20 protein-coding genes are annotated in these 21,472 nt (G+C 59.7%); 9 read left to right on the top strand and 11 right to left on the bottom strand.

Annotated elements, in window-relative coordinates; translation table 11 throughout:
* Nucleotides 1-61 precede the first annotated feature (61 nt).
* From M1D93_RS12420 to M1D93_RS12400, 5 genes are read right to left on the bottom strand one after another with little or no spacing between them, the layout of a single operon-like run.
* Nucleotides 62-2,041, bottom strand: coding sequence for a DUF6541 family protein (locus M1D93_RS12420; RefSeq protein WP_461171836.1), 1,980 nt, complete (start codon nt 2,039-2,041; stop codon nt 62-64).
* Nucleotides 2,038-3,270, bottom strand: a complete 1,233-nt coding sequence (locus tag M1D93_RS12415) for a lipopolysaccharide biosynthesis protein (RefSeq protein WP_461171835.1) — start codon at nt 3,268-3,270, stop codon at nt 2,038-2,040. The genes M1D93_RS12420 and M1D93_RS12415 overlap by 4 nt, the downstream gene beginning before the upstream one ends.
* A gap of 27 nt (nt 3,271-3,297) precedes the next feature.
* On the bottom strand, nt 3,298-4,341 hold the full coding sequence (locus M1D93_RS12410; protein WP_461171834.1) for a hypothetical protein: 1,044 nt from the start codon (nt 4,339-4,341) through the stop codon (nt 3,298-3,300).
* 58 nt (nt 4,342-4,399) lie between these two features.
* Nucleotides 4,400-5,335 carry a glycosyltransferase gene (locus M1D93_RS12405; RefSeq protein WP_461171833.1) on the bottom strand — a complete coding sequence of 312 codons (936 nt, stop codon included), beginning with the start codon at nt 5,333-5,335 and terminating at the stop codon, nt 4,400-4,402.
* Nucleotides 5,335-6,090 (bottom strand): glycosyltransferase, encoded by a 756-nt coding sequence (locus tag M1D93_RS12400; protein WP_461171832.1) that lies wholly within the window; start codon nt 6,088-6,090, stop codon nt 5,335-5,337. The genes M1D93_RS12405 and M1D93_RS12400 overlap by 1 nt, the downstream gene beginning before the upstream one ends.
* A 166-nt stretch (nt 6,091-6,256) precedes the next feature.
* Here M1D93_RS12400 and M1D93_RS12395 point away from each other — a divergent pair, with 166 nt between their 5' ends.
* The gene (locus tag M1D93_RS12395) at nt 6,257-7,138 is read left to right on the top strand and encodes a glycosyltransferase family 2 protein (RefSeq protein ID WP_461171831.1); all 882 of its coding nucleotides are present in this window, start codon (nt 6,257-6,259) and stop codon (nt 7,136-7,138) included.
* 90 nt (nt 7,139-7,228) lie between these two features.
* Here the strand turns inward: M1D93_RS12395 and M1D93_RS12390 are convergent, their stop codons facing one another.
* From M1D93_RS12390 to rfbB, 4 genes are read right to left on the bottom strand one after another with little or no spacing between them, the layout of a single operon-like run.
* Nucleotides 7,229-7,600, bottom strand: coding sequence for a DUF2304 domain-containing protein (locus tag M1D93_RS12390; protein ID WP_461171830.1), 372 nt, complete (start codon nt 7,598-7,600; stop codon nt 7,229-7,231).
* Nucleotides 7,601-7,609: 9 nt separating this feature from the next.
* Entirely contained in the window at nt 7,610-8,302 is a 693-nt protein-coding gene (locus M1D93_RS12385) for a glycosyltransferase family 2 protein (RefSeq protein WP_461171829.1), read from the bottom strand.
* 35 nt (nt 8,303-8,337) lie between these two features.
* Nucleotides 8,338-9,762: a sugar nucleotide-binding protein gene (locus M1D93_RS12380; protein ID WP_461171828.1), complete on the bottom strand. Its 1,425-nt coding sequence runs from the start codon at nt 9,760-9,762 to the stop codon at nt 8,338-8,340.
* A gap of 3 nt (nt 9,763-9,765) precedes the next feature.
* Nucleotides 9,766-10,764, bottom strand: a complete 999-nt coding sequence (rfbB, locus tag M1D93_RS12375; RefSeq protein WP_461171827.1) for a dTDP-glucose 4,6-dehydratase — start codon at nt 10,762-10,764, stop codon at nt 9,766-9,768.
* 56 nt (nt 10,765-10,820) lie between these two features.
* On the opposite strand from rfbB, the gene rfbA reads away from it, so the two are divergent.
* Nucleotides 10,821-11,690 (top strand): glucose-1-phosphate thymidylyltransferase RfbA, encoded by an 870-nt coding sequence (gene rfbA, locus M1D93_RS12370; RefSeq protein WP_461171826.1) that lies wholly within the window; start codon nt 10,821-10,823, stop codon nt 11,688-11,690.
* A 99-nt stretch (nt 11,691-11,789) separates the two neighbouring features.
* Here rfbA and M1D93_RS12365 read toward each other — a convergent pair whose 3' ends face one another.
* Both M1D93_RS12365 and M1D93_RS12360 read right to left on the bottom strand, forming a co-directional pair.
* The gene (locus M1D93_RS12365) at nt 11,790-13,418 is read right to left on the bottom strand and encodes a DUF2142 domain-containing protein (RefSeq protein WP_461171825.1); all 1,629 of its coding nucleotides are present in this window, start codon (nt 13,416-13,418) and stop codon (nt 11,790-11,792) included.
* A 132-nt stretch (nt 13,419-13,550) separates the two neighbouring features.
* Entirely contained in the window at nt 13,551-15,824 is a 2,274-nt protein-coding gene (locus tag M1D93_RS12360; RefSeq protein WP_461171824.1) for a GH25 family lysozyme, read from the bottom strand.
* A 718-nt stretch (nt 15,825-16,542) separates the two neighbouring features.
* Here M1D93_RS12360 and M1D93_RS12355 point away from each other — a divergent pair.
* The 7 genes from M1D93_RS12355 (at nt 16,543) to M1D93_RS12325 (ending at nt 21,379) form a co-directional block, all read left to right on the top strand.
* Nucleotides 16,543-17,766, top strand: coding sequence for a CpaF family protein (locus M1D93_RS12355; protein ID WP_461171823.1), 1,224 nt, complete (start codon nt 16,543-16,545; stop codon nt 17,764-17,766).
* A complete protein-coding gene (locus tag M1D93_RS12350) occupies nt 17,763-18,620 on the top strand; it encodes a type II secretion system F family protein (RefSeq protein WP_461171822.1) in 858 nt (285 codons plus the stop codon). Before M1D93_RS12355 ends, M1D93_RS12350 begins: the two co-directional genes overlap by 4 nt.
* The gene (locus tag M1D93_RS12345; protein WP_461171821.1) at nt 18,620-19,558 is read left to right on the top strand and encodes a type II secretion system F family protein; all 939 of its coding nucleotides are present in this window, start codon (nt 18,620-18,622) and stop codon (nt 19,556-19,558) included. The genes M1D93_RS12350 and M1D93_RS12345 overlap by 1 nt, the downstream gene beginning before the upstream one ends.
* Before the next feature lie 63 nt (nt 19,559-19,621).
* Nucleotides 19,622-19,876 (top strand): hypothetical protein, encoded by a 255-nt coding sequence (locus M1D93_RS12340; protein WP_461171820.1) that lies wholly within the window; start codon nt 19,622-19,624, stop codon nt 19,874-19,876.
* Nucleotides 19,877-19,879: 3 nt separating this feature from the next.
* Nucleotides 19,880-20,359 carry a TadE/TadG family type IV pilus assembly protein gene (locus M1D93_RS12335; RefSeq protein WP_461171819.1) on the top strand — a complete coding sequence of 160 codons (480 nt, stop codon included), beginning with the start codon at nt 19,880-19,882 and terminating at the stop codon, nt 20,357-20,359.
* A complete protein-coding gene (locus M1D93_RS12330) occupies nt 20,340-20,936 on the top strand; it encodes a hypothetical protein (protein ID WP_461171818.1) in 597 nt (198 codons plus the stop codon). The genes M1D93_RS12335 and M1D93_RS12330 overlap by 20 nt, the downstream gene beginning before the upstream one ends.
* A 29-nt stretch (nt 20,937-20,965) precedes the next feature.
* Nucleotides 20,966-21,379: a pilus assembly protein TadG-related protein gene (locus M1D93_RS12325; RefSeq protein WP_461171817.1), complete on the top strand. Its 414-nt coding sequence runs from the start codon at nt 20,966-20,968 to the stop codon at nt 21,377-21,379.
* Nucleotides 21,380-21,472 lie beyond the last annotated feature (93 nt).

Raw genomic sequence — 21,472 nt, 5'->3', positions numbered from 1 at the left:
CTTTCCAGCCTAGTGCTGTTGGGAAGCAGAATTTGGCAAGCTGGCCTGCAGCTGCAGCAGGTCAGGTTATGTTGCATGCCGTAATCCGGTAAAGCTTCGCGTTTTCGCCCTGCGAGTCAACGAGGGTGAAGCCCCGGGCGTTCCCTATGTCAGTTACGCCGGGATAGGTTTTCGAGCCGGGCAAGTCGATCAGGTAACGCGAACCGAAGTCCAATACGAACTGCACGTTCTGATTTCTCAGCGCGGCGCAGACAGCAGCGCTATCTGGTGATTCCTTCAGCCGTTGATCAATAGTCTTTGTCTCGGCGTGGTCCGCGGCGAATAGGTGGGCTGTCAGGACGCGTCTCCCTGTGTAAGCGTAGGCCAGTGAGCTTCCGTTCCAAGGGTTGTCTGCTATTACAGCGTCAGCAGGCACATGATTCGGAACACGTTCCAGCAACGCCAGTTCATCGGGTGTCAGTAAGTCGGAGGAGGCGTCGAACCGGTAGACGGTTGATGCGCCGCGGATGTAGTGCGTGAGCGGGCCCGCGAAGGTTGCAAGCAGTGTGAAGACGGCGACTGCAGCGACGGCGGTTGCCGCTGGTCCCCGGTCCTTGAGCCCGGGCACGCGTCCCTCAAGTGCGTGGGACAACTGGGCCCCATACCCTGAGCCCCGCCAGGAATCCCAAAGACGGAGCCCACCGATGACAGCAAGGGGCGTTGCGAACAGCGGCAAGAGGGCAGCCAACCGGTAGGTGTCCTGGTACCAGGTGCCGACAAGGGCATCCCGGAGCTGACCCTTGGGAAACGATGCTGCGACTACGTACAGTGCCCCAACAATTCCATATCCGACAGCCACCCATCGGAGCTTCTTCATATGGAAGACGGTGAGTAATCCGACAACGGAGAGTACCGAGACAACGACCGCCGGGATCGCCGATTGCATCGTGCTCACAGTCAGGATTTCACCGATGGCGGCCCCGGGCTTAACTGACGGTCCCCAGTTGTCGTAGGGCGCGGGACGCAATTTAAACCAGAGGGCAGCTCCCAGCACAAGGACAGCCATGGTTCCTGCTATGAAAAGCCAGCTCTTGGAGTCACTGGACCGCCAGGCTGCCCGTTCTCTGCCGAGGCGCCACCAGAGTAACGCCACGACGGGAAGGCTGACCGCGATTGTGGTGTTGATCGCACTCGTATGGGCAAATGCGAGGCCAGCCATAGAAAGAACGAGGGATGACGTCCAACTGCGGACTGGTTCGGTGCGCGTGCGCCTGAAGCGCGCAAGACCCGCGAGTGACGTTATCACCACGGGCATCATGCTTATTGCCATGGCATACGGGAATAATGGCCCCCAGACGATCATGAGGAACGGGAATGCGACTTGGGTGCTGGCCATTACAGAGGCGATGATAAGGGCAGCAGGCCTGCGCGAGATGGTCTTGGACACCAGAAACAGGCAGGAAGCCGGCCAGACGATCGCCGCAAGGACCAGATTGAGGGCGTTTTGAGCAGCCGGGATGTCTACTCCGGTCAGTTGCACGAGGAGCGCCGCGAAGGAATGCCATGCCGCGGGGTAGACGGCGTCCAGGCCGGACACGCCCTGAAGCGAAGCCAGTGTGAGCGATGAGGCATTACCCGTATCAAGGATGAACCGGATGGCGTTCAGGTGAAAGACATTGTCGAACACCTGCGAAGGGTGCTCAGGGGAACCGACCAGTTGAACGAATCGCCAGCTAATCGAGATCGTGGCAATGCCAATGGCCGTGAAAGGCAGGACATGGCGCCAGGGCACCCGGCGTATCCGCCAGGGGCATCCGCGGGTGACCAGCAGAGCGGTTGCGGCCAGCATGGCACTTACCAACAGAAACGGCAGGAGGCCCCAAGAGACACCCAGCAAACCAGCGATGACGCCTGCGAGTCCGGCCGCCGCCGTCGAGTGGAGGGGGGCCACGCCGAGAATTGCCCCCAACCTGAATTTGAGGCAGGCCGCAATCACGGCTCCGGGCACGTATAGCAGCATTGCTGCCAGGACAACGGCCGGGAGGACGCCGACCCAGCTCATGAAGGCACTCCCTCAACTTTTTCATCTGACGCCTTGTCGCGGAGGAGACCCAGGATGGCTCTCAACTGGATGGCTGTTACTGCGACTTCACCTATGGCAAGGCCAAGTGCTCCGCCCTGTCCGCCCATGAGGTGCGAAAGGATGATCATGGCCGGAAGGCCCACCACAGCACCGGCGATGGTGCTGGCAAACACGGTTCGCATGCGCTTCGCGGGGACAAGCCAATGGCCTCCGGTAGAAGTTGTCACGCATACAAGGAGGAAGGACAGGCCAAACCAGAAACATGTCAGGAAATCCGCGGCCCGTTCAGACCCGAAGAGCAGCCCGCTGGCCCAAGGACCAAGCAAGGCCAGCATCAGCCAGCCAGCAAGGCCCAGCCCAGCGAGGGCCATCAGGGAAAACTTCCGCCGGCGCCTGTGGTCCGTGCCGAATTCGCTGACCCAGCCCTGAAGGCTGTTGCCGAGGGCAGCCGTTGCGAGCTGCCCGATGCGGTAGAACTTTTCGGCTGACACGAATGCGGCCAGTCCGGCCGCCGAAGCGGCGAACTGAACTACAAGTATCGGCGTGGACGCGTAGGCCCCCGCAGCAACGGTAATGCCCGCACCTGCCCGCAACCTCCAGATTTCCTTCAATATGGGGCCCGGAGTCAGCCCACGGTAATCCTGCCGATTCGAGTGATCCTTGTTGAACCAGAATGTTCCGGCGAGGCCAAGAACCAGTAACGCCAGAGGGTAGAGGTAAATCTCACCCGTTGCGAACAGCAGCGGTATTACACCGAGGGTGGCAATCATCCGCGGGATGACGTCGTATTTGGCGATTCGGCCGGCGTGACCGGTGGCAATGCAGTACCAGGCTGGAGTAAGGCCTGCAGCCGCTTGAGCGGAGGCCATGAGGAAAGCAATCCAAAACTGGCCCGCTCCGCTGGTGAACATCAGGGCAAGTGCCAACAACGGGACAGCGCAGACGAACATGAATGAGCGGGTGACGAAGCTGACGGCATAATGCCGTCGTCGTACGCCCTCTTCCCGTGCGGACGCCACAGCGGAAGGCCCGGTCAGTGGCCAACCCAGTGCAATGACGATGGCGGCGATGGAACCGACGGCTTGGCCCACAGCCAAGGAGTTCCAAGCCGGGGTTCCGCCAACTCTTGCAATGATGGGCAGGAGGATGAAAGAGGCGAGGGAGGCGAGCAGGGGTAAACCGGCGAAAGCCGCGATCCTTCTGATCATGCCGTTGTCGCCCCAGCCCGGGCGTTGCTAAGCGTAGTCATACGCGTCCTTGCCCAGGTGGCCCTTCACGAAGACATCTTCAACTTCGCGCCTGAAGCGCGAACGCTCGTTCAGGATGGTTTCACGGTAGCGGTCCTGCTTGGCCACTTCCGCTTCGAAGTTCTCGATGAGTTGCGGAAGCATGGCCGCAGCTGAGGAGACTTCGTCCTCACCGGGGGTGATTTTGTGCTCCCATGGGATGGGTACGTCGGCGTAGAAAGCCCCGGAGCCGCGCCGCGCAACCACAGTGAGAGCACCGGACAGGGTCGCTTCACGGGGCATACGGTCCTTGCCTGGGTGATGGCCCAAGTCAACGTACAGGCCGCACCCCTGCAGAGTGTTGACAACTTCCGATCGCGTCATGCCGACAATGGGGCGCCACTCCAGGGAAGAAGAGCTGTGGGCCTTCACGGCGTCGATGATATGCCCGCCCTTCGCCGGATTGTACGTAACCAGGTGATGGTTGCGGGTTGTTTCCGGTACGGCCTGGAATTCGCCGGTCGGGGTGTAATCGGAGACGAGCGAAGGAACGGCATCAAACCGGGTCGCGATAAAGGCCCAGGCGTAGGAAGACTGGGCAAGGTGGACAACGTCTCTGTCCTGACGGAGCATTGCCGGTGCTACGCCGTTTTTCCACATACGAGCGTAGGGGACAGCAACCTCCCGTGTCTTTTGAAATAGACCCGCCCCACTGCGCTGCCACATTCTTTCGGCCATGAAGGTGAGCGAATTGTCGATGCTGAGCCACCAGCACATACGTTGGGCACGCTTTACATGGGACATTTCGTAGACGTAGGTTTCGGGATACACCACTACGTTTTCGGGCGCGTCAACGATTTCAGGGGCTTCCGGGGCGTCGTACACGTTGTACTGTTCCACCCTTTGGTTCTGAACAGTGTGGGGATGCGGTACGAGATAAGCATCTTGCCCGAGCTCCCGCAGCATATCGACGAGCTGGTGAAGGGCTTCCGGGCCACCGGTCCTTAATCCCTTGTGGTAGAGGACGAATATGGTTCCTGAGTTGTTGGTCATGTGAGATCTTTCGATTTCGGCGGGCCAACGGCTCTGCCGCTGATAATGGAGTTCCTGCTTAGCGCAGCCGCGCGGCGAGAGAGTCGTCTATCTTGCCCATCTTTTGTCGCAGGGCATCACGAACGCCGGCGGTAGCGGCAAGGAAGTGCTTCCGCCTGTTGGGGCCGAACCCGAACCGGACAACATGGCTTTGAATTTCCATATAAATCCTGCGAAGCACCCACGCGGGCTGCTTTACTGCGTATCGACGGGCCAGAACCAACGAGTTCCGAGTGATGTAGTAAACGCGGAAAGGGGCGTGGTAGTACACGTAGAGCTTCTTTGCGCCCACTCTTGCGTGCCACCCCAAAATCGTCATTGGACGCGCATTGCCAAGGCTGTGTTCCAGGTTGCAGCCCCGTCCTGCCAGTGCACGCAGCCCGTGCTCGCGCAGGCGGGCATTAAATTCCGAGTCAACGCAGTCAATGAAGAAGCCTTCATCGAAATACCCCACGGATTGGAACGTTTCCGTCCGTACCAGCGTGCCGCTGGTCATGGGATCGAAAATTTGAGGCTCTTCCTGTCCGCCCCAAGTAGGCAGGGGAATATTGTTGTGCGATTCAGCGCACACCATTCCTACACTCTGGGGGTCGTGGGATGAAATCGCTGTGGCGAGTGCAGCTGCTACGTAGTTGCCGGTGAACCGGGAGTCCTGGTCCATTGTAACGATCCACTTGGGGTCCCAGCTGGTGATCGCTTTTTTGATTCCGATGTTGAGTGCGTGGGCTATCCCTGAGTTCGTGCCGAGCTTGACGACGACCGCGCCGGCAGCCTCCATCTCTTCCAATGCCCCGGACACGTCACCGGGTGAGCCGTCATCAACAACAATTACATGGGCCACGAAGCGCAGCAGCCACCTGACGTTGGACACATTTTCGGGCCCGGGGTTAAAAGCCGACACAACACCGCAAACGTCCTGGTAGGGTTCCACTGCTTCGAACTCTGCCTGCTCCATCACGCTGCCTTCGCCCGCCGGAACCGCAAGTAAGCTTCAAGAACATTTCGGAGGAAGGCAATACGGGCCCGCACGATCTTGGAGGCAGAACGGATGCCGTGCGGTGTCAGGTTCTCCCCGTGCAGTCGATGAAGAATGGTGTCTTCCTCCAGATAGACGATGGAGCGGTTGACGTTGCCTACGGTTGCTATCCACTGATCGTGGGATTCATTCATATAGGAAGGGAAAGGCAGAACCTGCTTCAGAAGTTCTTTACGCAGCGCCATGGCACATCCCCAGTGCAGTCGATATCCGACCAAGATGCCCAGGATGTTCCGGACAGCATGCGCAGAATCCTTTTTGCGCAGGCGGACTTTATGGAAAGAACCGAGGGGCCCGTCGAAGTGTTTGCAATTGCTGACCACCATGTCCACCTTGCCCATCGCGGAGATCATGACTGCCACCCGGCCAGGCAGCCAGATATCGTCCTGGTCCGAGAGGAATACGAAATCACCACGGGCCTCGCCCAGCGCCCTTTCAAACGTGCGAACGTAGCCACGGTTCTGCTCCGCTTGGATCAGCCGGATGCGGGGTTCATTTAACCCCGCGACTATGCCCGGGGTGCCATCGGTGGAGCAGTCGTCTACCACTATGAGCTCGTCGTCCGGGCCGATTTCCCTCAAAATGGAGACGATTTGTTCTTTGATGTGGCGGGCGCCATTGTACGCCGCCATGCATACGCTGACGCGTGGCATGGCAGCCGGTGCGGGGTCCATCAGTTTTTTCTCCTCAGGCCTCCGGGCTGTGCCAGCGGGGCGGGTAGGTCCCCAGCAGTCTAGCAAGGCGTCCCTGTCGAATTGGACGCTGCACCCGTCAACTATAATCGAGAGGATGCAGCCGCCGAGCTCTTCGCGCGGAAACCACGGAAGGAACCTCAGGTCCATGACCGTTGACGTAATGTTGCCGTACTACGGCGATGTCCATCAAATGAAGCTCGCCGCTCGCAGCGTGATGAATCAGGAAAACCAGGACTGGCGGCTTGTTGTCATTGACGACGGGTACCCGGATCCCGAGCCCGAGCGGTGGTTTTCGAGCATTACCGACCCGCGCGTTACGTACCTGAAAAACGAGAAAAACCTTGGTGCCAACGGTAACTACCGCAAGGCCATGACCCTGGTGGAATCACCCTACGTTGTCATTATGGGCGCCGATGACATCATGCTCCCCAACTACCTTGACGTCGTAGTGAGCGCCTTTGAGGAATACCCCGCAGCCGATGTCGTGCAGCCCGGCGTCCAGGTCATCGACGAGCAGGGGATTGCTTGCACTCCGCTGGTGGATGCCGTGAAGAAGGTCTACGCCCCCAAGACCACCGGGCGTATTGAACTAAAGGGCGAAGCGATGGCTACAAGCCTCGTACGGGCGGACTGGGCGTACTTTCCGTCGCTTGCCTGGCGGTCTGAGACGGTCAAGCGCATCGGCTTCACTGAAGGCTTGGATGTGGTCCAGGATCTCGCTCTTCTGCTGGACATAGCAGCCGAACACGGCTCCATGATCGTTGACCCGGTTTTGGCATTTCTCTACCGCCGGCATTCCGCGTCTGATTCTTCTGTACGCGCGTTGGACGGCCGGCGCTTCGACGAGGAGCGGCGCTTTTTCCAGCAGCAGTCGAAACGCTTCAGAAGCCTGGGTTGGAAGAGCGCAGCCCGTGCGGCAAGCTTCCACACGACCTCGCGGCTCAATGCTGCATCCCTGATTTTCAAGTCGGTAGGCAAAGGAAAATTCGATTCACTGCCCCGGCTTGCGAAGCACGTCGTTAGCTAGCCAGGCTGGAACGAGAAAGGACGCCCCGTGGGCGTCCTTTTCTATTCTATGCCAATGCCGGTGCTCGCCGAATACCTGTCAGCGGTTGGGTTAGGAATCGTTCCCTGTCGGGCCGACCTGGAGCTGCTCCCGCAGTGCGGCGAGATCTGCCTTCAGCAGCGCTACTTCTTCACAGAGAATCCTGACCTCGTCTTCGGCCTGCGACTGCTCCCGCGAGAGATGCAGGCAGACTCCCACAAGGAGGACCAACGTCATGATAAAGAGGAGGTTTGCTGGAACCTGGATGCCAAGGAGTCCGCTGGCTTTTTCAAGGACTGAGGGGAAAGCCGAAAGAAGGAGGGTGCCGATGCCGATGACAATCCATAGCACGGCGTACTTTTCGCGCAGCTTCTGCCTACGGAGCATTTCGAACACAAAGAAAAGGATCGCCACGACGACGATGGAACCCATAAGGAGTGACATATTGAATTCCTAGTTGGTGGACGGCTCGGTTTTTTTCCGCGTCAGCGCAAACAGCAAAGCCATTCCTGAGCGTCCGAGATAGATTGCAGCCTTGATCGGGTCATGGCTTGGAGTGCCACCCTGACGTTCGCGCATTGACACGCCGACTTGTCTTACGGTGCACCCGGATCGTATCGCGACGACAAGCGAGTCGATGGTGTCGCCCAGATACTCGGCCGGATAATGGTCAACGTACTGGCGGATAGCCTTCATATTGGCCGCGCGGAACCCGGAGGTGACATCGGTCAGGTTAGTTCCGGCCACGCGGGAAATGGTCCAGGCGAGTACTTTCATGGCCCATTTCCTGGGTCCTCGCACTGTGTAATTGCCCTTGTCGGCGAACCTCGCACCGATGGCGATGTCTGCATGCTGTAGGCCATCGAGCACTGCTTTGATATCCCGCGGATCGTGCTGCCCGTCAGCATCCACTTGGATCACTTGGCTGTAGCCGTAGTTCTTGGCGTACTTGAAGCCGGTACGCATGGCGCCACCAACTCCCATATTGAAGGGGAGTTGTATCACTGTGGCGCCCGCTTCGCGTGCTACCTGGGCTGTGTTGTCACGGGATCCGTCATCGACTACCAGTACGTCGCAGACCGGACCAAATTCGTAAACTTCCCTGATGGTGTTACCAATGGATTCCGACTCGTTCCAGGCGGGCATGATAACGAGGGTTTGAGGCCGGCGATTGGGCGCTGTCACGGCTTGATCAACTCATTCTTCAAATATTCCGCCAGCCGGTTACTGGAGCCTGCAGGCTCGAAACCGGTCGACTTTATCTTGGCCAGCTTCAAGGTGCTTGAAAGCGGGCGGGGGGCAGCCGACTTTCCGCTGAAGTATTCTTCCGTCGACACACCCGTGACGGCTTCGCGCTTGTTGCCCGCCAGCTCGAAGACATCGGCCGCAATGTCGGCCCATGATTGTGGTTTTCCCTCGTTGCTGAGGTTATACAGACCGTATTCGGCTTTAGTGTCCAGCAAGTGCTTTATGCCGGCGGCGATGTCCTGAGTGAAGCTCAGCCGTCCGATCTGGTCATTGACCACAGAGGGCGAGATTCCGCGTTCAGCAAGCGACGCCATGGTCTTCACGAAGTTGTTTCCTTCGCCGATAACCCAGCTGGTGCGCACAATGTAGTGGCGCGGCACTATGCTCACGACTGCATCACCGGCAGCCTTCGTCTGGCCGTACACGCCAAGGGGGGTCAGATCTTCGTCTTCTCCGTGCACCTCCTGGACGCCATCAAAGACATAGTCCGAAGACACATGGACCAGCGTAAGGTCCTGCTCGACGGCGCACTTAGCCAGACGTGCCACTGCTGTAACGTTGATTTTCCAGGCTGCCGCCCGGCCTTCGGCTGATTCCGCGTCATCGACAGCGGTGAAGGCGGCCGCATTGATAACAGTGGAATAGTTCTTCCAGTTGACGCGTGCGAACGCGTCGCTTGACGTGAGATCGAAGTCACGGCGACTGGCGAATTCAACGGAAGAATCGCCGTCGAACACTTTACGCAAAGCTTTGCCCAACTGCCCGTCAGCACCAAGGATGAGTATCTTCTTGGCCGGCATGGGCACCACATCGGCCAAGCGGGGATGCGCCTTGTCTTTTTCGGACAGTTCGGCCTGACTCAAGGGAATAGGCCATTGAATGGCCGCGCTCTCATCCGCGAGGTTCAGGAAGGTGTACTGGCCCTGGGCGTCCGCGCTCCAGTGGTCGTTCACAAGGTACGTGTAAGCGGTGTTGTCCTCCAGCGTCTGGAAGGCGTTCCCGACCCCGCGGGGGATGAAAATCGCCTGGCTCGCGTCAAGTTCCGCAGTGAAGACAGCACCGAAGGAAGGACCCTCGCGGAGATCAACCCAGGCACCAAAAATCTTGCCGGTGGCAACAGAAATGAACTTGTCCCAAGGCTCAGCGTGGATGCCGCGGGTTGTTCCTGCCTTCTCGTTGAACGAAATGTTGTTCTGGACCGGGTGGAAGTCGGGCAGCCCCAGGGCGACCATTTTCTCCCGCTGCCAGTTCTCTTTGAACCAGCCACGGTTGTCTCCGTGAACCGGCAGGTCGTAGACAACGACGCCGGGGATCGGTGTTTGGTGGGCAGCAAGCTTTTTTGAAAACTCCAGAGACATGGACTACTGGCCCTGTTCCTTGTACTTGGCTTCCGTCTGAGCTTTCTGCGGCCGCCACCAGTCCTCGTTGTCCCGGTACCAGGCAATTGTGTCTTCGATGCCGGCGTCGAAATTGGAGAACTGGGGCTCCCAACCCAGCTCATCGCGGAGCTTGGTGGAGTCGATGGCGTAGCGGAGGTCGTGGCCGGGCCGGTCCACCACATGGTCATACGCGTCGGGCGCCTGGCCCATGTGCTTGAGGATCAGTTCAACGACGTCCTTGTTGTTCTTTTCCCCGTCGGCGCCGATCAGGTAGGTCTCGCCGATCTTGCCCTTGGCGATGATGGCCAGGACCGCCGAGGAGTGGTCGTTGGCGTGGATCCAGTCCCGGACGTTTTCGCCCTTGCCGTAAAGCTTGGGGCGGATTCCGTCGATGACGTTGGTGATCTGCCGGGGGATGAATTTCTCCACGTGCTGGTACGGGCCGTAGTTGTTCGAGCAGTTGCTGATGGTTGCCTGCAGCCCAAAGGAACGCACCCAGGCGCGGACCAGCAAATCCGAGCCGGCTTTGGTGGAGGAGTACGGGCTGGAGGGGTTGTACGGTGTCTGCTCGGTGAACCGCTCCGGGTCATCGAGTTCCAGGTCGCCGTACACCTCATCTGTGGAGATGTGGTGGAAGCGCTTGTTGTGCTGCCTGGCGGCCTCGATCAACGTGTAGGTGCCGATGATGTTCGTGTCCAGGAACGGGCGGGGGTCATGCAGGGAATTGTCGTTGTGCGACTCGGCGGCATAATGGACCACGACGTCGGTGTCCGCCACCAGACGCGTCACCAGCTCCGCATCAGCGATGTCGCCTTGAACGAATGAGAAGCGGTCTTCGGGCAGCCCGCGCAGCGATTCGAGGTTGCCGGCGTAGGTCAGCTTGTCCAGCACGGTCACGTGGGAGTCCGTATTTTCCAGGGCGTAGTGGACAAAGTTGGAGCCAATGAAGCCGGCACCGCCGGTAACAAGAAGTCGCTGCATAATTTCCAAGGGTACCGGATTTGCCCGCTTCACTTGGCGAAGGGAAAGATGGGGGCATGCGCGGAATAATACTTGCCGGCGGTACCGGCTCCAGACTCCACCCCATCACGCTGGGCGTCAGCAAGCAGTTGGTTCCCGTCTACGACAAGCCGATGATCTACTACCCGCTTTCCACGCTGATCCTTGCAGGTATCCGGGACATCCTTATCATCACGACGCCTCACGACAGCGAACAGTTCGAGCGGTTGCTGGGGGACGGTTCGCGTTTCGGAGTTTCCATCACTTACAGGCAGCAGCCCTCGCCTGACGGCCTCGCCCAGGCTTTCGTGCTTGGAGCGGACCACATTGGTGACGACACTGTTGCGCTCGTTCTGGGCGACAACATCTTTTACGGGCAGGGGATGGGCACTCAGCTTCGCCGCTTTGAGGACATCGACGGCGGTGCTGTATTCGGCTACTGGGTGGCGGACCCGAAAGCCTACGGAGTTGTACAGTTCGATTCAGCCGGCAAGGTAATCTCCCTTGAAGAGAAGCCTGCTGAACCAAAGAGCCACTACGCCGTGCCTGGTTTGTACTTCTATGACAACGAGGTGATAGACATCGCCCGCAACCTCAAGCCCTCAGCCAGGGGAGAGCTCGAAATAACAGATGTAAACCGTACCTACCTGGATCGCGGGAAACTGAAAGTCGAGATTCTTCCGAGGGGTACCGCTTGGCTCGATACGGGCACCTTTGACGACCTCAACGATGCATCCAACTTTGTACGAACGACAGAAAACCGCCAGGGGCTCAAGATTGGTGCTCCCGAAGAAATCGCATGGCGCCAGGGTTTCCTGAGCGACGATGAACTTCGCGTAAGGGCTGAAGGCCTTGTGAAGAGCGGCTACGGTTCTTACCTGCTGCAGCTTTTGGAGTTTGGCCACTAGCCTGCAGCGGCAAAGGTCAACAGCTCTGGATAGTAGGAAAGGCAGGGGCGCATCAGCTGATGCGCCCCTGCCTTTCCTGCATACCCTGAACTATCGCTGCTAGACCATGGCGTCTTCTGCAGGAATAGAAGTTGCTGATCTTCGTCCAGTGGCCGCTTTCCCGCGCTCAGCTGCTCCTGCCCTGGAGTGCGAAATTGCCACGCTCGAGACTGGGACGTCCCGTGCCGGAAAGAGGTGCCGGTAGATGAGTACTGCGCCAATGAGCAGCGCTATCAGGTAAAGGGCGGATAGTCCCTGCCAAGTGAGCGGAGGCTGCCAAAGCGGCTCCGCCATCTCAGTCCAGTTCGTGTGCAGTGGCATTAGCCCTACGGTGAAGCGCCGGAGGGCATACAGGAAGACATACAGGTGCGCCACGACGGCCCCGCCAAGAACCCAGACCGCCAACGACCGCGCCCTGGTCGAGTTGCGAACCGACTGGTTGCGCTGGGTTACCCCGCAAACTACCAGGAGGAGAACCACCAACGCGAGGAGGTAGCGGCCCTGCCAGATGTAACCCAGCTCTCCAATAACCTGTGACTGCAAAATGGGCGGCAGCAATACCGCCGATACGGCAATGGGCAGTATCGCAGCCAGGCTGCGGAAGGAGGCGCCGCTGAGTGCCGCAAGTAGAAGCGCCCCAAATGTCAGGTGCCAGAAGATCTGGACCCCTGAGGGCGCGGGGGTGTCCAGCCATCCCATTATCCCGATGTAGCCGTTGGCGTAATTGAACGTCGAATCAAGCATGTGTGCGAAAGCTTGGTCAGGTGTCGTCGTGCTGGGTGCACCACCCAAACTTTTCAAACTGTCCGCGATTACCAGCCACCCTAAGCCTGCCGCACACCCAGCAGCGACGAGCACGCTCATACACAAGCCCAACCTGTTTCGCAATACAGCAACAAACGGACGCCACCCGAAAATGATCAATGCTGCGAAGGAGGCCGCTGCAAGCCAGATCAAAGACAGGGAACGTGTGTTTGCCAGCGCCACCCCGGAGAGTCCTACGGCGACCATGGGACCGCGCACTGTGGAGAGGGATTTGGACTTATCCAAGACCAGGCAAAGATTAAGAAAAAACGCTTGTGTCGTCACGATCTCCAGGGAATTGGGATTGATCGAGCCGCTGAGGTACAGAACCATCGGTGTAAGGGCAACGGCCGACGCTGTTACCGGCCACAGACTGTGACGGAGGCGAGTGGCCGCTACAAACGCCATAGCCAGAAAGGCCGCGGAAACCAACCCGCTGACTATTCGCATGCCGTAGAGGGCAGGGGCTCCAGTCATAAACCGGGACGGCAGTCCAGCCAACACGTAGTAGAGCGGATTGTAGTTGCCCGCCGTCGTTTTAGCCTTTGTGGGTGCGGTGCTCTCGGGATCGATTGGCGGGGCACACGCGGCAGTTAGATCGGGCTTAAAGGCGGTGCAGGTCTGCGGGCCCAATTCCGCAAAATAGGCGGGGACCCAGACAGTTGCCGGCTCACCTTGCGGTCCTTCGGTCTGGGGTTGCACCTGCCCGCGCACAACAGCGGCGGCTTTGATGGCGTGTGCGGGCTCGTCCGGAACAGTCATCAGGGGCGATGCGAGTGCCCAAAGACTCGTCAGCGCCCCGAGTATAAGGAAAATTGAGACAGGCAGGAAAAACGGCAGTGAGCGGACAGAGGTCCACCGCACGCCGCCTAGCAAAGTGGGCATAACTCTTGAATTTACCATCAACTACTGTTCCTGCCGGACGGAAGAAGGCGGTACTCCGCCACGCAGGAACTGGAAAGGGCGGGCTGCGCGCAAATGTTATGCGCGCAGCCCGCCCTTACCTTTTGCTGTCAATTAGAAGCTGGCTGCAAAGCTGCGACCCAGGTAGCCTTCCGTGGGGCGCATTCCGGTTCCGCGGAAACTCCACAGTGATCCATCGTTTCGCCTGGCGACAAGGTCGGGAATGTTATCCGAGGTGAGGTCGGAAGCTCCAGTGATGGCATCAAAGGCGTTCCACTCTGTGCTGATTCTCCGTGAACCCCCTGGGTAGCCGCTGCCGGTCCCGAGGTAGAGCCACGTCGTACCGTCGGGTTTCCACGCGAGGATATCCGCTCTGCCATCTCCGTTGACGTCACGAGGACCAACTATTTGGTCATATATGTCCCAGCCGAACTCGCCAATCCTGACGGCACCTCGGTAGCCGTTGTTGCTGGCGTCCACTCGTCCGGTACCCGCATAGAACCACAGGGATCCATCGCCCATTCTCCCCACGATGTCGTTCCTGCCGTCACCGTTGTAATCACCGACGCCCGTTAGAGCGGTAAAGACATTCCAGCCGAAATCGCCAATACGTACAGGGGCGGCGTAACCATTGCTGGTCGGGCCAACGATTCCTGTGCCGGGGTAGATCCACAAGGTTCCATCCTTGCCGCGGGCTAACAGATCGGCTTTTCCGTCACCACTGAAGTCCCCGACGCCGATCAAGAGGTTATAAATCTGCCAACCGAACTCCCCTATGCGTTTTGCCGGGCCGTAAGTTCCGGCGCCAGTTCCAGGGTAGAACCATAGCGTTCCGTCTGGTTTCCGCCCTAGAAGGTCAGCCTTGCCATCGCCATTGAAATCCGGAGTGCCGACCAAGGTGTCGAAAACTTCCCACCCAAAATCGCCAATCTTCTTTGGACTCTCGTAGCCCAAATCTTTCATGGCTGTTCCTGCATAGAAGTACACCGCTCCCGCAGGATCATGGGCGACAAAGTCTGCCATGCCGTCCCCGTTGGCGTCTCCTGTGCCGATCACGGAATCGTAGATTTCCCAGCCCGTACCAATCTGGCGACCATTCTTCAGGACAGCGGTCCCGGAGTTGGAGTATAGCCACAACGTGCCATCCGGCTTCCGGCCGGCCAGATCATTCGTGCCGTCCCCGTCAAAATCTTTAAGCGGGAACAACTGATCGAAGATTTGCCAGCCAAAGTCAATTTTTCGAGATGCACCGGGCTTTCCCGTAGCGGTACCTGCATAAAGGTAGAGGTCCCCGTTAGCGACCCTCGCCAAGAGGTCGGGCTTGCGATCGCCGTCAAAATCACCAACCCCGAGGATGCTGTCAAAGGCTTGCCATCCGAAGTCTCCCACTTTGACTCCGCCTATGTATCCCATAGAGGTGCCTGAGACAGTCCCCGTACCCGCGTAGAACCAAAGTGATCCTTCAATCTTTCGGGCCAAGAGGTCGTTTTTTCCGTCCCCGTTGAAATCACCGACTCCGACAACGCGATCATAGAGGTCCCAGCCGAAATCGCCGATCTTGCGACCAGCACCAAACTTTCCTGTTCCGTCGCCGGCGTAGAACCATAGGGTGCCATCACGTTCTCGTTTGATAAGGTCCGCCTTCCCGTCTCCGTCGAAGTCTCCGGGGGATACGACCTTCCGTGTTTTGTCAGTCGGCGGCGGCGGCGCCATCCCGGTGGCAAATGTCTTCAGCTGCGAGTAGTCGCCGTTCCAGACGTTCGAGTCGCCCGCGAAAGGACCGGTGCTGCTGTACTGCCAGATGCTGTAGCTGCTCCAGCTGGCCGTGGGAACCGGTCCTGCATTGTTGGTAGGGGAGCTTGGGTAGGCAGCAACCCAGAGGGGGTAGTCGCCAAAACCGGCAGGATTACCGAGGCATTGATTCCACCAACTCGTGTTCGTGTAGATGACCGGAAGCCGGCCGGTGAGCGACCGCATCGTGTTGCCGAAATCCCTCACCCACGACTGGAGCTGGGCCGGCGACATGTTGTAGCACGTGTTGCCAAAGTAGAAACCGTTGATGGTCCGGCCTTCATAGGGGTTGAACTCGAAGTCCAGGACAGGCGGCATGGTATATCCGTCAGCAGACCAGCCCCCGCCGTTTTGTACAAAATAACGGGCCTGATCCGCTCCGGAGGACCAGTTCGGAATAGCGAAGTGGTAGGCACCGCGGATCATCCCGACGTTCCGGGACCCCTGGTATTGCGAGCTGTACGACGGGTTGGTGTAGTAATTTCCTTCCGTGGCCTTTACATAGGCGAATCTTGAGCCCATGTTCCACTGCTGCTGCCAGTCCACATTTGGTTGGTGACCGCTGACGTCGAGCCCCTGGATGCCAAAAGTTGGCATCCACGTTCCTTCGGAAGACAGTGACTCCGTGCTGAGCCGCCTCATGGATTCAGATGAAGCGGACGCAGTGACCCGGGCTGAACGCTGACCCATCTCAGCGCCTCCGGGACCAATCGCCTCGGCCATGGATCTGGCGGTCGTTGCAGAGGGCGAGGGAGTAGGCACCTCCGCTGGCGCCGGTTCGACTGCCTTTGTCGTCCCAGCAGGCTCCGTAGCAGGTGCCGGCCCCCCTCCGGGCGATGCAGTTTCCGTGGCGCTTGCCGTTTTACTTTCGGCGGAACCGGTTGGCGAGCTTGTCGTCGGCGTCGGAAGGGGTTCGACGGCGGAGGCAACGCCCACCAGGCTTGGGCCGGCCACCAGCGAGGTAGCCAGCAGGATTACAGCCAGTGATTTCATGGCGGGGCGACGGGACTGAGACAGGTTCCGTTTCATATTGGCTCCGGAGACAATGAGGCGCTCCCAGGAGCCCTCATCTGGTTTGCTGCTCCGGCTGATTCCCCAGGAAAAAGCCGGACAGAAGATTCTGACAATTAACGCGCTCACCATAGCACCGTGTTGCTGGTGGAAACAGAGGTGCTGCTGGTGCCTTTGGGGATCCTGTGACTATCTTGCGCTTTTCCACAGGCATCCTTTACCTCTTGTTGGCGTGCGGACCGCTCTTTAGGCTGTACCCAGTTGCACTGCCTCGGCCGGGGGCGGCAGTTGTATTGGGGAACATATGGACGCGCTGGGAATTGTCGAGGACGAAGTCCGCGAGCTGATCCGTCGTCGAGGGCTTGATCCGCTTCAGCAAGTGGGAGAAGTCCGACGCCTTGTAGAGGCAGCAGTCAGCGACTACGACGAGCGGGCACTTATGGGTCCGCTCCCTCCCCTTGGCCCTTTGGATGCGGCACGCAAGTTCCTTTTTGATGCTGTCGCAGGATTTGGTGTACTTCAGCCACTCCTGGACGATCCGACCATCGAAGAGGTTTGGATCAACGCTCCCAACGAAATCTACGTCGCCAGGAATGGTGAGTCCGAGCTGACCTCCCTCAGCCTGACGGAGCAGCAGGTGCGGGACCTGGTGGAGCGGATGCTCAAAAGTTCCGGCCGCCGCCTGGATATGTCTTCGCCCTTCGTGGATGCAGCACTCCCGGATGGGTCCAGGCTCCACGTCGTGATCCCCGACGTCACACGGAGGCATTGGGCCGTCAACATCAGGAAGTTCGTCGTCAAGGCGAGCCGGCTTGAGCACTTAGTCGAGCTGGGTACGCTGACCCCACAATCAGCCCGCTTCCTCGGAGCCGCCGTTTCCAGCGGGCTTAACATCCTCGTTTCGGGAGCGACGCAGGCAGGCAAAACCACGATGCTCAACTGCCTTGCAGCCAGTATCGGGAGCCGCGAACGCGTCATAACCGTCGAGGAAATCTTCGAGCTGCAATTCCCCCTGCGGGACGTTGTCGGGTTGCAGTGCCGTCAGCCGAACCTTGAAGGCGAGGGGGAGATTCCGCTGCGCCGGCTGGTGAAGGAAGCGCTCCGGATGCGTCCTGACCGGCTCGTCGTTGGTGAAGTGCGGGAGGCGGAGAGCCTGGACATGCTGATCGCATTAAATTCAGGGCTGCCGGGGATGTGCACGGTCCATGCCAATTCCGCGCATGATGCCGTCACCAAAATCTGCACGCTCCCTTTGCTGGCCGGTGAGAATATTTCCAGTGCGTTCGTCGTGCCCACCGTTGCGTCCTGCATCGACCTGGTGGTGCACTGCAGCCGCCGCGTCGACGGCCGACGGGAAGTGACCGAAATCCTGGCTCTCGGCCGCCGGGTTGAAAACGGCATCATCGAATCATCGCCGGTGTTCTCCATCGTGGAAGGCGTTCTGCAACCACGGCCCAACTCCATGCCGGCAAAGGAGAAATTCGCCAGGGCCGGATATGACGTCGCCATGCTGCTGGACCCGCGATGATTTCGGCACTTTTGGGAGTAACGGCAGGAGCCGGGTTCTTCCTGATCTGGTGGTCCTTTTGGGAGTCGCCGAAACCAGCGCCCCGCAAGGAACGGACAAGCCGTCTGGCGGACCTCCTGGCGGGGGCGGGAGTCGAGAAAGTGTCTGCTTCTGGACTGGTGGGAACTTGTATTGGACTCGGACTTTTCGTGGCCTTGGTCTTTTTCGCCGTAACCCGCTCCTGGCCGATTTCCACTTGCTTCGGCCTCTTCGGAGTTTGGCTGCCGATAACCATCCTCCGCTGGAAGGCAAAGAAGAGGAGCGCTTTGCTGCGCACGCTTTGGCCTGACGTCGTCGACCACTTACGTTCCGCCATCCGGGCCGGGCTGCCTCTGCCGGAGGCCCTCATCCAGCTCGGCGACAAAGGACCCGAAGAACTGCGGCACGTCTTCCGGGATTTCGGGGCAGACTACCGGGCTGGTGGGCATTTTGAAGCCTCACTCAACCAGCTCAAGCACCGGCTTGCCGATCCTGTTGCAGATCGGATCGTCGAGGCGCTGCGCCTGACGAGAGAAGTCGGGGGCTCCGACTTAGGCAAGCTCCTCGGAACGCTGGCTGAGTTTCTGCGGGAAAACGCCCGTACACGCAGTGAGCTGGAGGCGCGGCAGTCCTGGACCATCAATGCGGCACGGCTTGCCGTTGCCGCACCCTGGATCGTCATGATGCTCCTTGCGACGAGGCCGGAGGCGGTACAGGCCTACAACACACCAATGGGCGCCGCGGTCCTGCTTGGCGGCCTGGTCGTTTCCCTGGTCTGCTACTCCATCATGCTCCGGATTGGAGCACTTCCGCAGGACGAGCGGGTGCTCAGGTAATGGACATTTCACCTGCTGCTGTTGTCTGCGGAATGCTTATGGGCATCGGCCTGTGGCTCGTTATTTTCCGGTCTCCTTTCATGCGCGAGGTCACCCTGTCGCAGCGCATCGAGCCGCAGCTGAAATCACAAAATCTTGAGTCCAGGCTGCTGCGCGCGGGCCAACACAACCCAACACCCTTCGGGCCGTTGGCAAGGATTCTCCGACCCCTACTGCAGGACGGCCTGGCAGCCCTCGCACGGCTCAACCCCGCGTCGAAAGCTACGGCCCGACGACTGGCCCAGGCCGGAATCGACAAGTCCCCGGTCGACTTCCGGGCGGAACAACTGCTGTGGGCGGCCGCTGGCTTCGCGGCGTCGATCGTCTTCATTGTCCTCGGTGCGGCTTCGGGGAGGTTCAATCCCTTACTGGCTGCTGTTGCTGTCGTGGGGAGTGCCATAGGAGGGTTCATGTTCCGCGACTACTGGCTGGGTGAGCAGATCCGCCGCAGGGAGTCGAAGATGATGGCGGAGTTCCCCAGCCTTGCAGAACTGATGGCGTTGGCGGTCAGCGCGGGGGAGAGCGCTACAGGTGCCCTGGACAGGGTATGCCGCAGCGCCAGGGGTGAGCTCACAAAGGAGTTCTCGAAAGTTCTTACTGAGACGAGAGCAGGCAAGCCCCTGATCCAGGCACTCCAGGAGTTCTCGGCGCGGACCGACCTGGCACCCCTCGTCCGCTTCGTAGACGGGATCGTCGTCGCAGTCGAGAGGGGCACTCCCTTGGCCGATGTACTCCGTGCCCAGGCACAGGACGTACGTGACACTGCAAAGCGCGACCTGATGGAAGCCGCGGGCAAGAAGGAAATCGCCATGATGGTGCCGCTCGTATTTGGTGTGCTGCCCCTGACTGTTGTTTTTGCGGTCTTCCCAGGCATTGCCGCAATCAATCTCGGATTCTGAATGTCAAAAGAGAAGTACGTAACGACCACTCATAGCTGGAAAAGAACGAATAGGACGGAAAGAATGAAAAATTTGGGGATCCGCTCGATGGTGCTGTTCCTGTCCCTTGCCGCAGCACTGCTGGCAGTCGTGGTCGTCGGAAACGGGAACACACGCTCGCAAAGAGGCTCAGCGACGGATCACCCTGAACGCGGTGACGTCCCCGGCTGGGTGATGATTACCCTTATGTCGGCCGTCCTCGTGGCTGCGCTGCTGGCACTCGCCGGCCCGGCACTCGAATCCATGTTCAACCAGGCGATGGACAAGGTCGGAAGCTAACACATGACAACGTCCACCCGCGGTCAAAACCCGGACCGCGCTCTGGACATGGGCCGCAAAGCGGGACGCCCGGGCAAATCTGTCTCCCATCACCCAGCTGCACGGGAAGCCGGATCCCGGGAGCGCGGCTCTGCAGTGGTCGATTTCGTCCTGGTCGGCATCCTCCTCACATTGTTCTTCCTTGCGATCATTCAGCTGGCACTGGTTCTGCACGTAAGGAACACTTTGATCGACGCAGCGGCATCGGGTGCCAGGTACGGAACCCTCGCTGACCGGGGTGCAGCCGACGCGGAGGAAAGGACGCGGAGCCTCATCCAGTCCGCCCTGAATGCCGGCTTTGCTCAGCAAGTAAGCACCAGTGAGGTGACGTATCAAGGCTTGCGGACCCTGGAAGTGACCGTACGGGCTCCCATGCCTGTGGTGGGTCTCATCGGGCCCCGGGACCTGTTGGAGGTGAAAGGCCATGCCGCTATTCAGCCGTGACCCGAACCTTGCATCTCTTCGCCGGCTGATGGCAGCCCTCTGCATCGCACCGAACACTGCAGGGCAGGAGCACTTGGCCGTGCCCGAGTCCCTGCGCCGCCGGCGAAGCGGGCGGGCCGGTGTTCACTGGCGGGACCATTCACCGCTGCTATCGCCCGCCAACCAGCATGAACGGGGGAGCGCGGTCGTCGAGTTCACGTTCCTGGCGCTGCTGCTGATGGTGCCGCTCGTGTACTTCATCATCACCGTAAGCCAGATCCAGGGCGGTTCCTTCGCTGTTGTGGGGGCGGCTGATCAGGCCGCCAAGGTATACGTAGCGCAGCCTGACCCAGCCACTGCCCGGGCAGCAGCCGAACAGGCGGTGGCAATCGCGCTCGCCGACTTCGGACACCAGCCCGAAGGGGCACGGGTAGCAACATCCTGCAATCCGGAAGATTGCCAGGCCGCCGGAAGCACCGTCACGGTGACAGTGAGCCTGACGGTGCCGCTGCCCTTCGTGCCGTTCAACGATGACTTCCGGCTCAGCGCCAGCGAGGTGGAAGCGTCATCCACCCAACTCGTCGGCAGGTTCCGGTGAGAGAAGTGGCCCGGGATGAAAACGGGCAAATGATGGTGATGATCCTTGGTTACGTCGTTATAGCCCTGCTTGTCACAACGGTGGTCATCGGCATTTCGTCCGTCTACCTCGAACATAAGCGCCTGCTCTCCTTGGCCGACGGCGCCTCCCTTGCTGCCGCCGACAGCTACACCCTCGGGGAGGTGGCGACACAGGGCGGCAGCCCCTCCGCGGTTCTGAATCCCGCGAGAGTTCGGAACGTGGCAGCGGACTTTGTCTCCCGGAGCCCCGCGTCACAGCGCTTCGATGGGCTCGCCGTTGCGGGGGCAACGGGGAGTCCCGACGGTTCTACCGCCGTCGTTGTATTGACGGCTGCTGTACACCCGCCAGTGGTGAACTTCCTGATGCCTGATGGCATCAGGATCGAGGCGACGTCAACAGCCCGCTCGCGGCTTACCCGCTGATGCCGTCAGGTGTGCCGGACTAGCCGCCCGGGTTTCGCGCGCCAACAGCCCAGAGGCTCCCCGCCTGCAACCATACGTCGCAAGGTCCGGGGC

The sequence above is a fragment of the Arthrobacter sp. Z1-9 genome, assembly GCF_054792695.1.
This window is presented reverse-complemented; position numbering and strand designations above follow the sequence as displayed.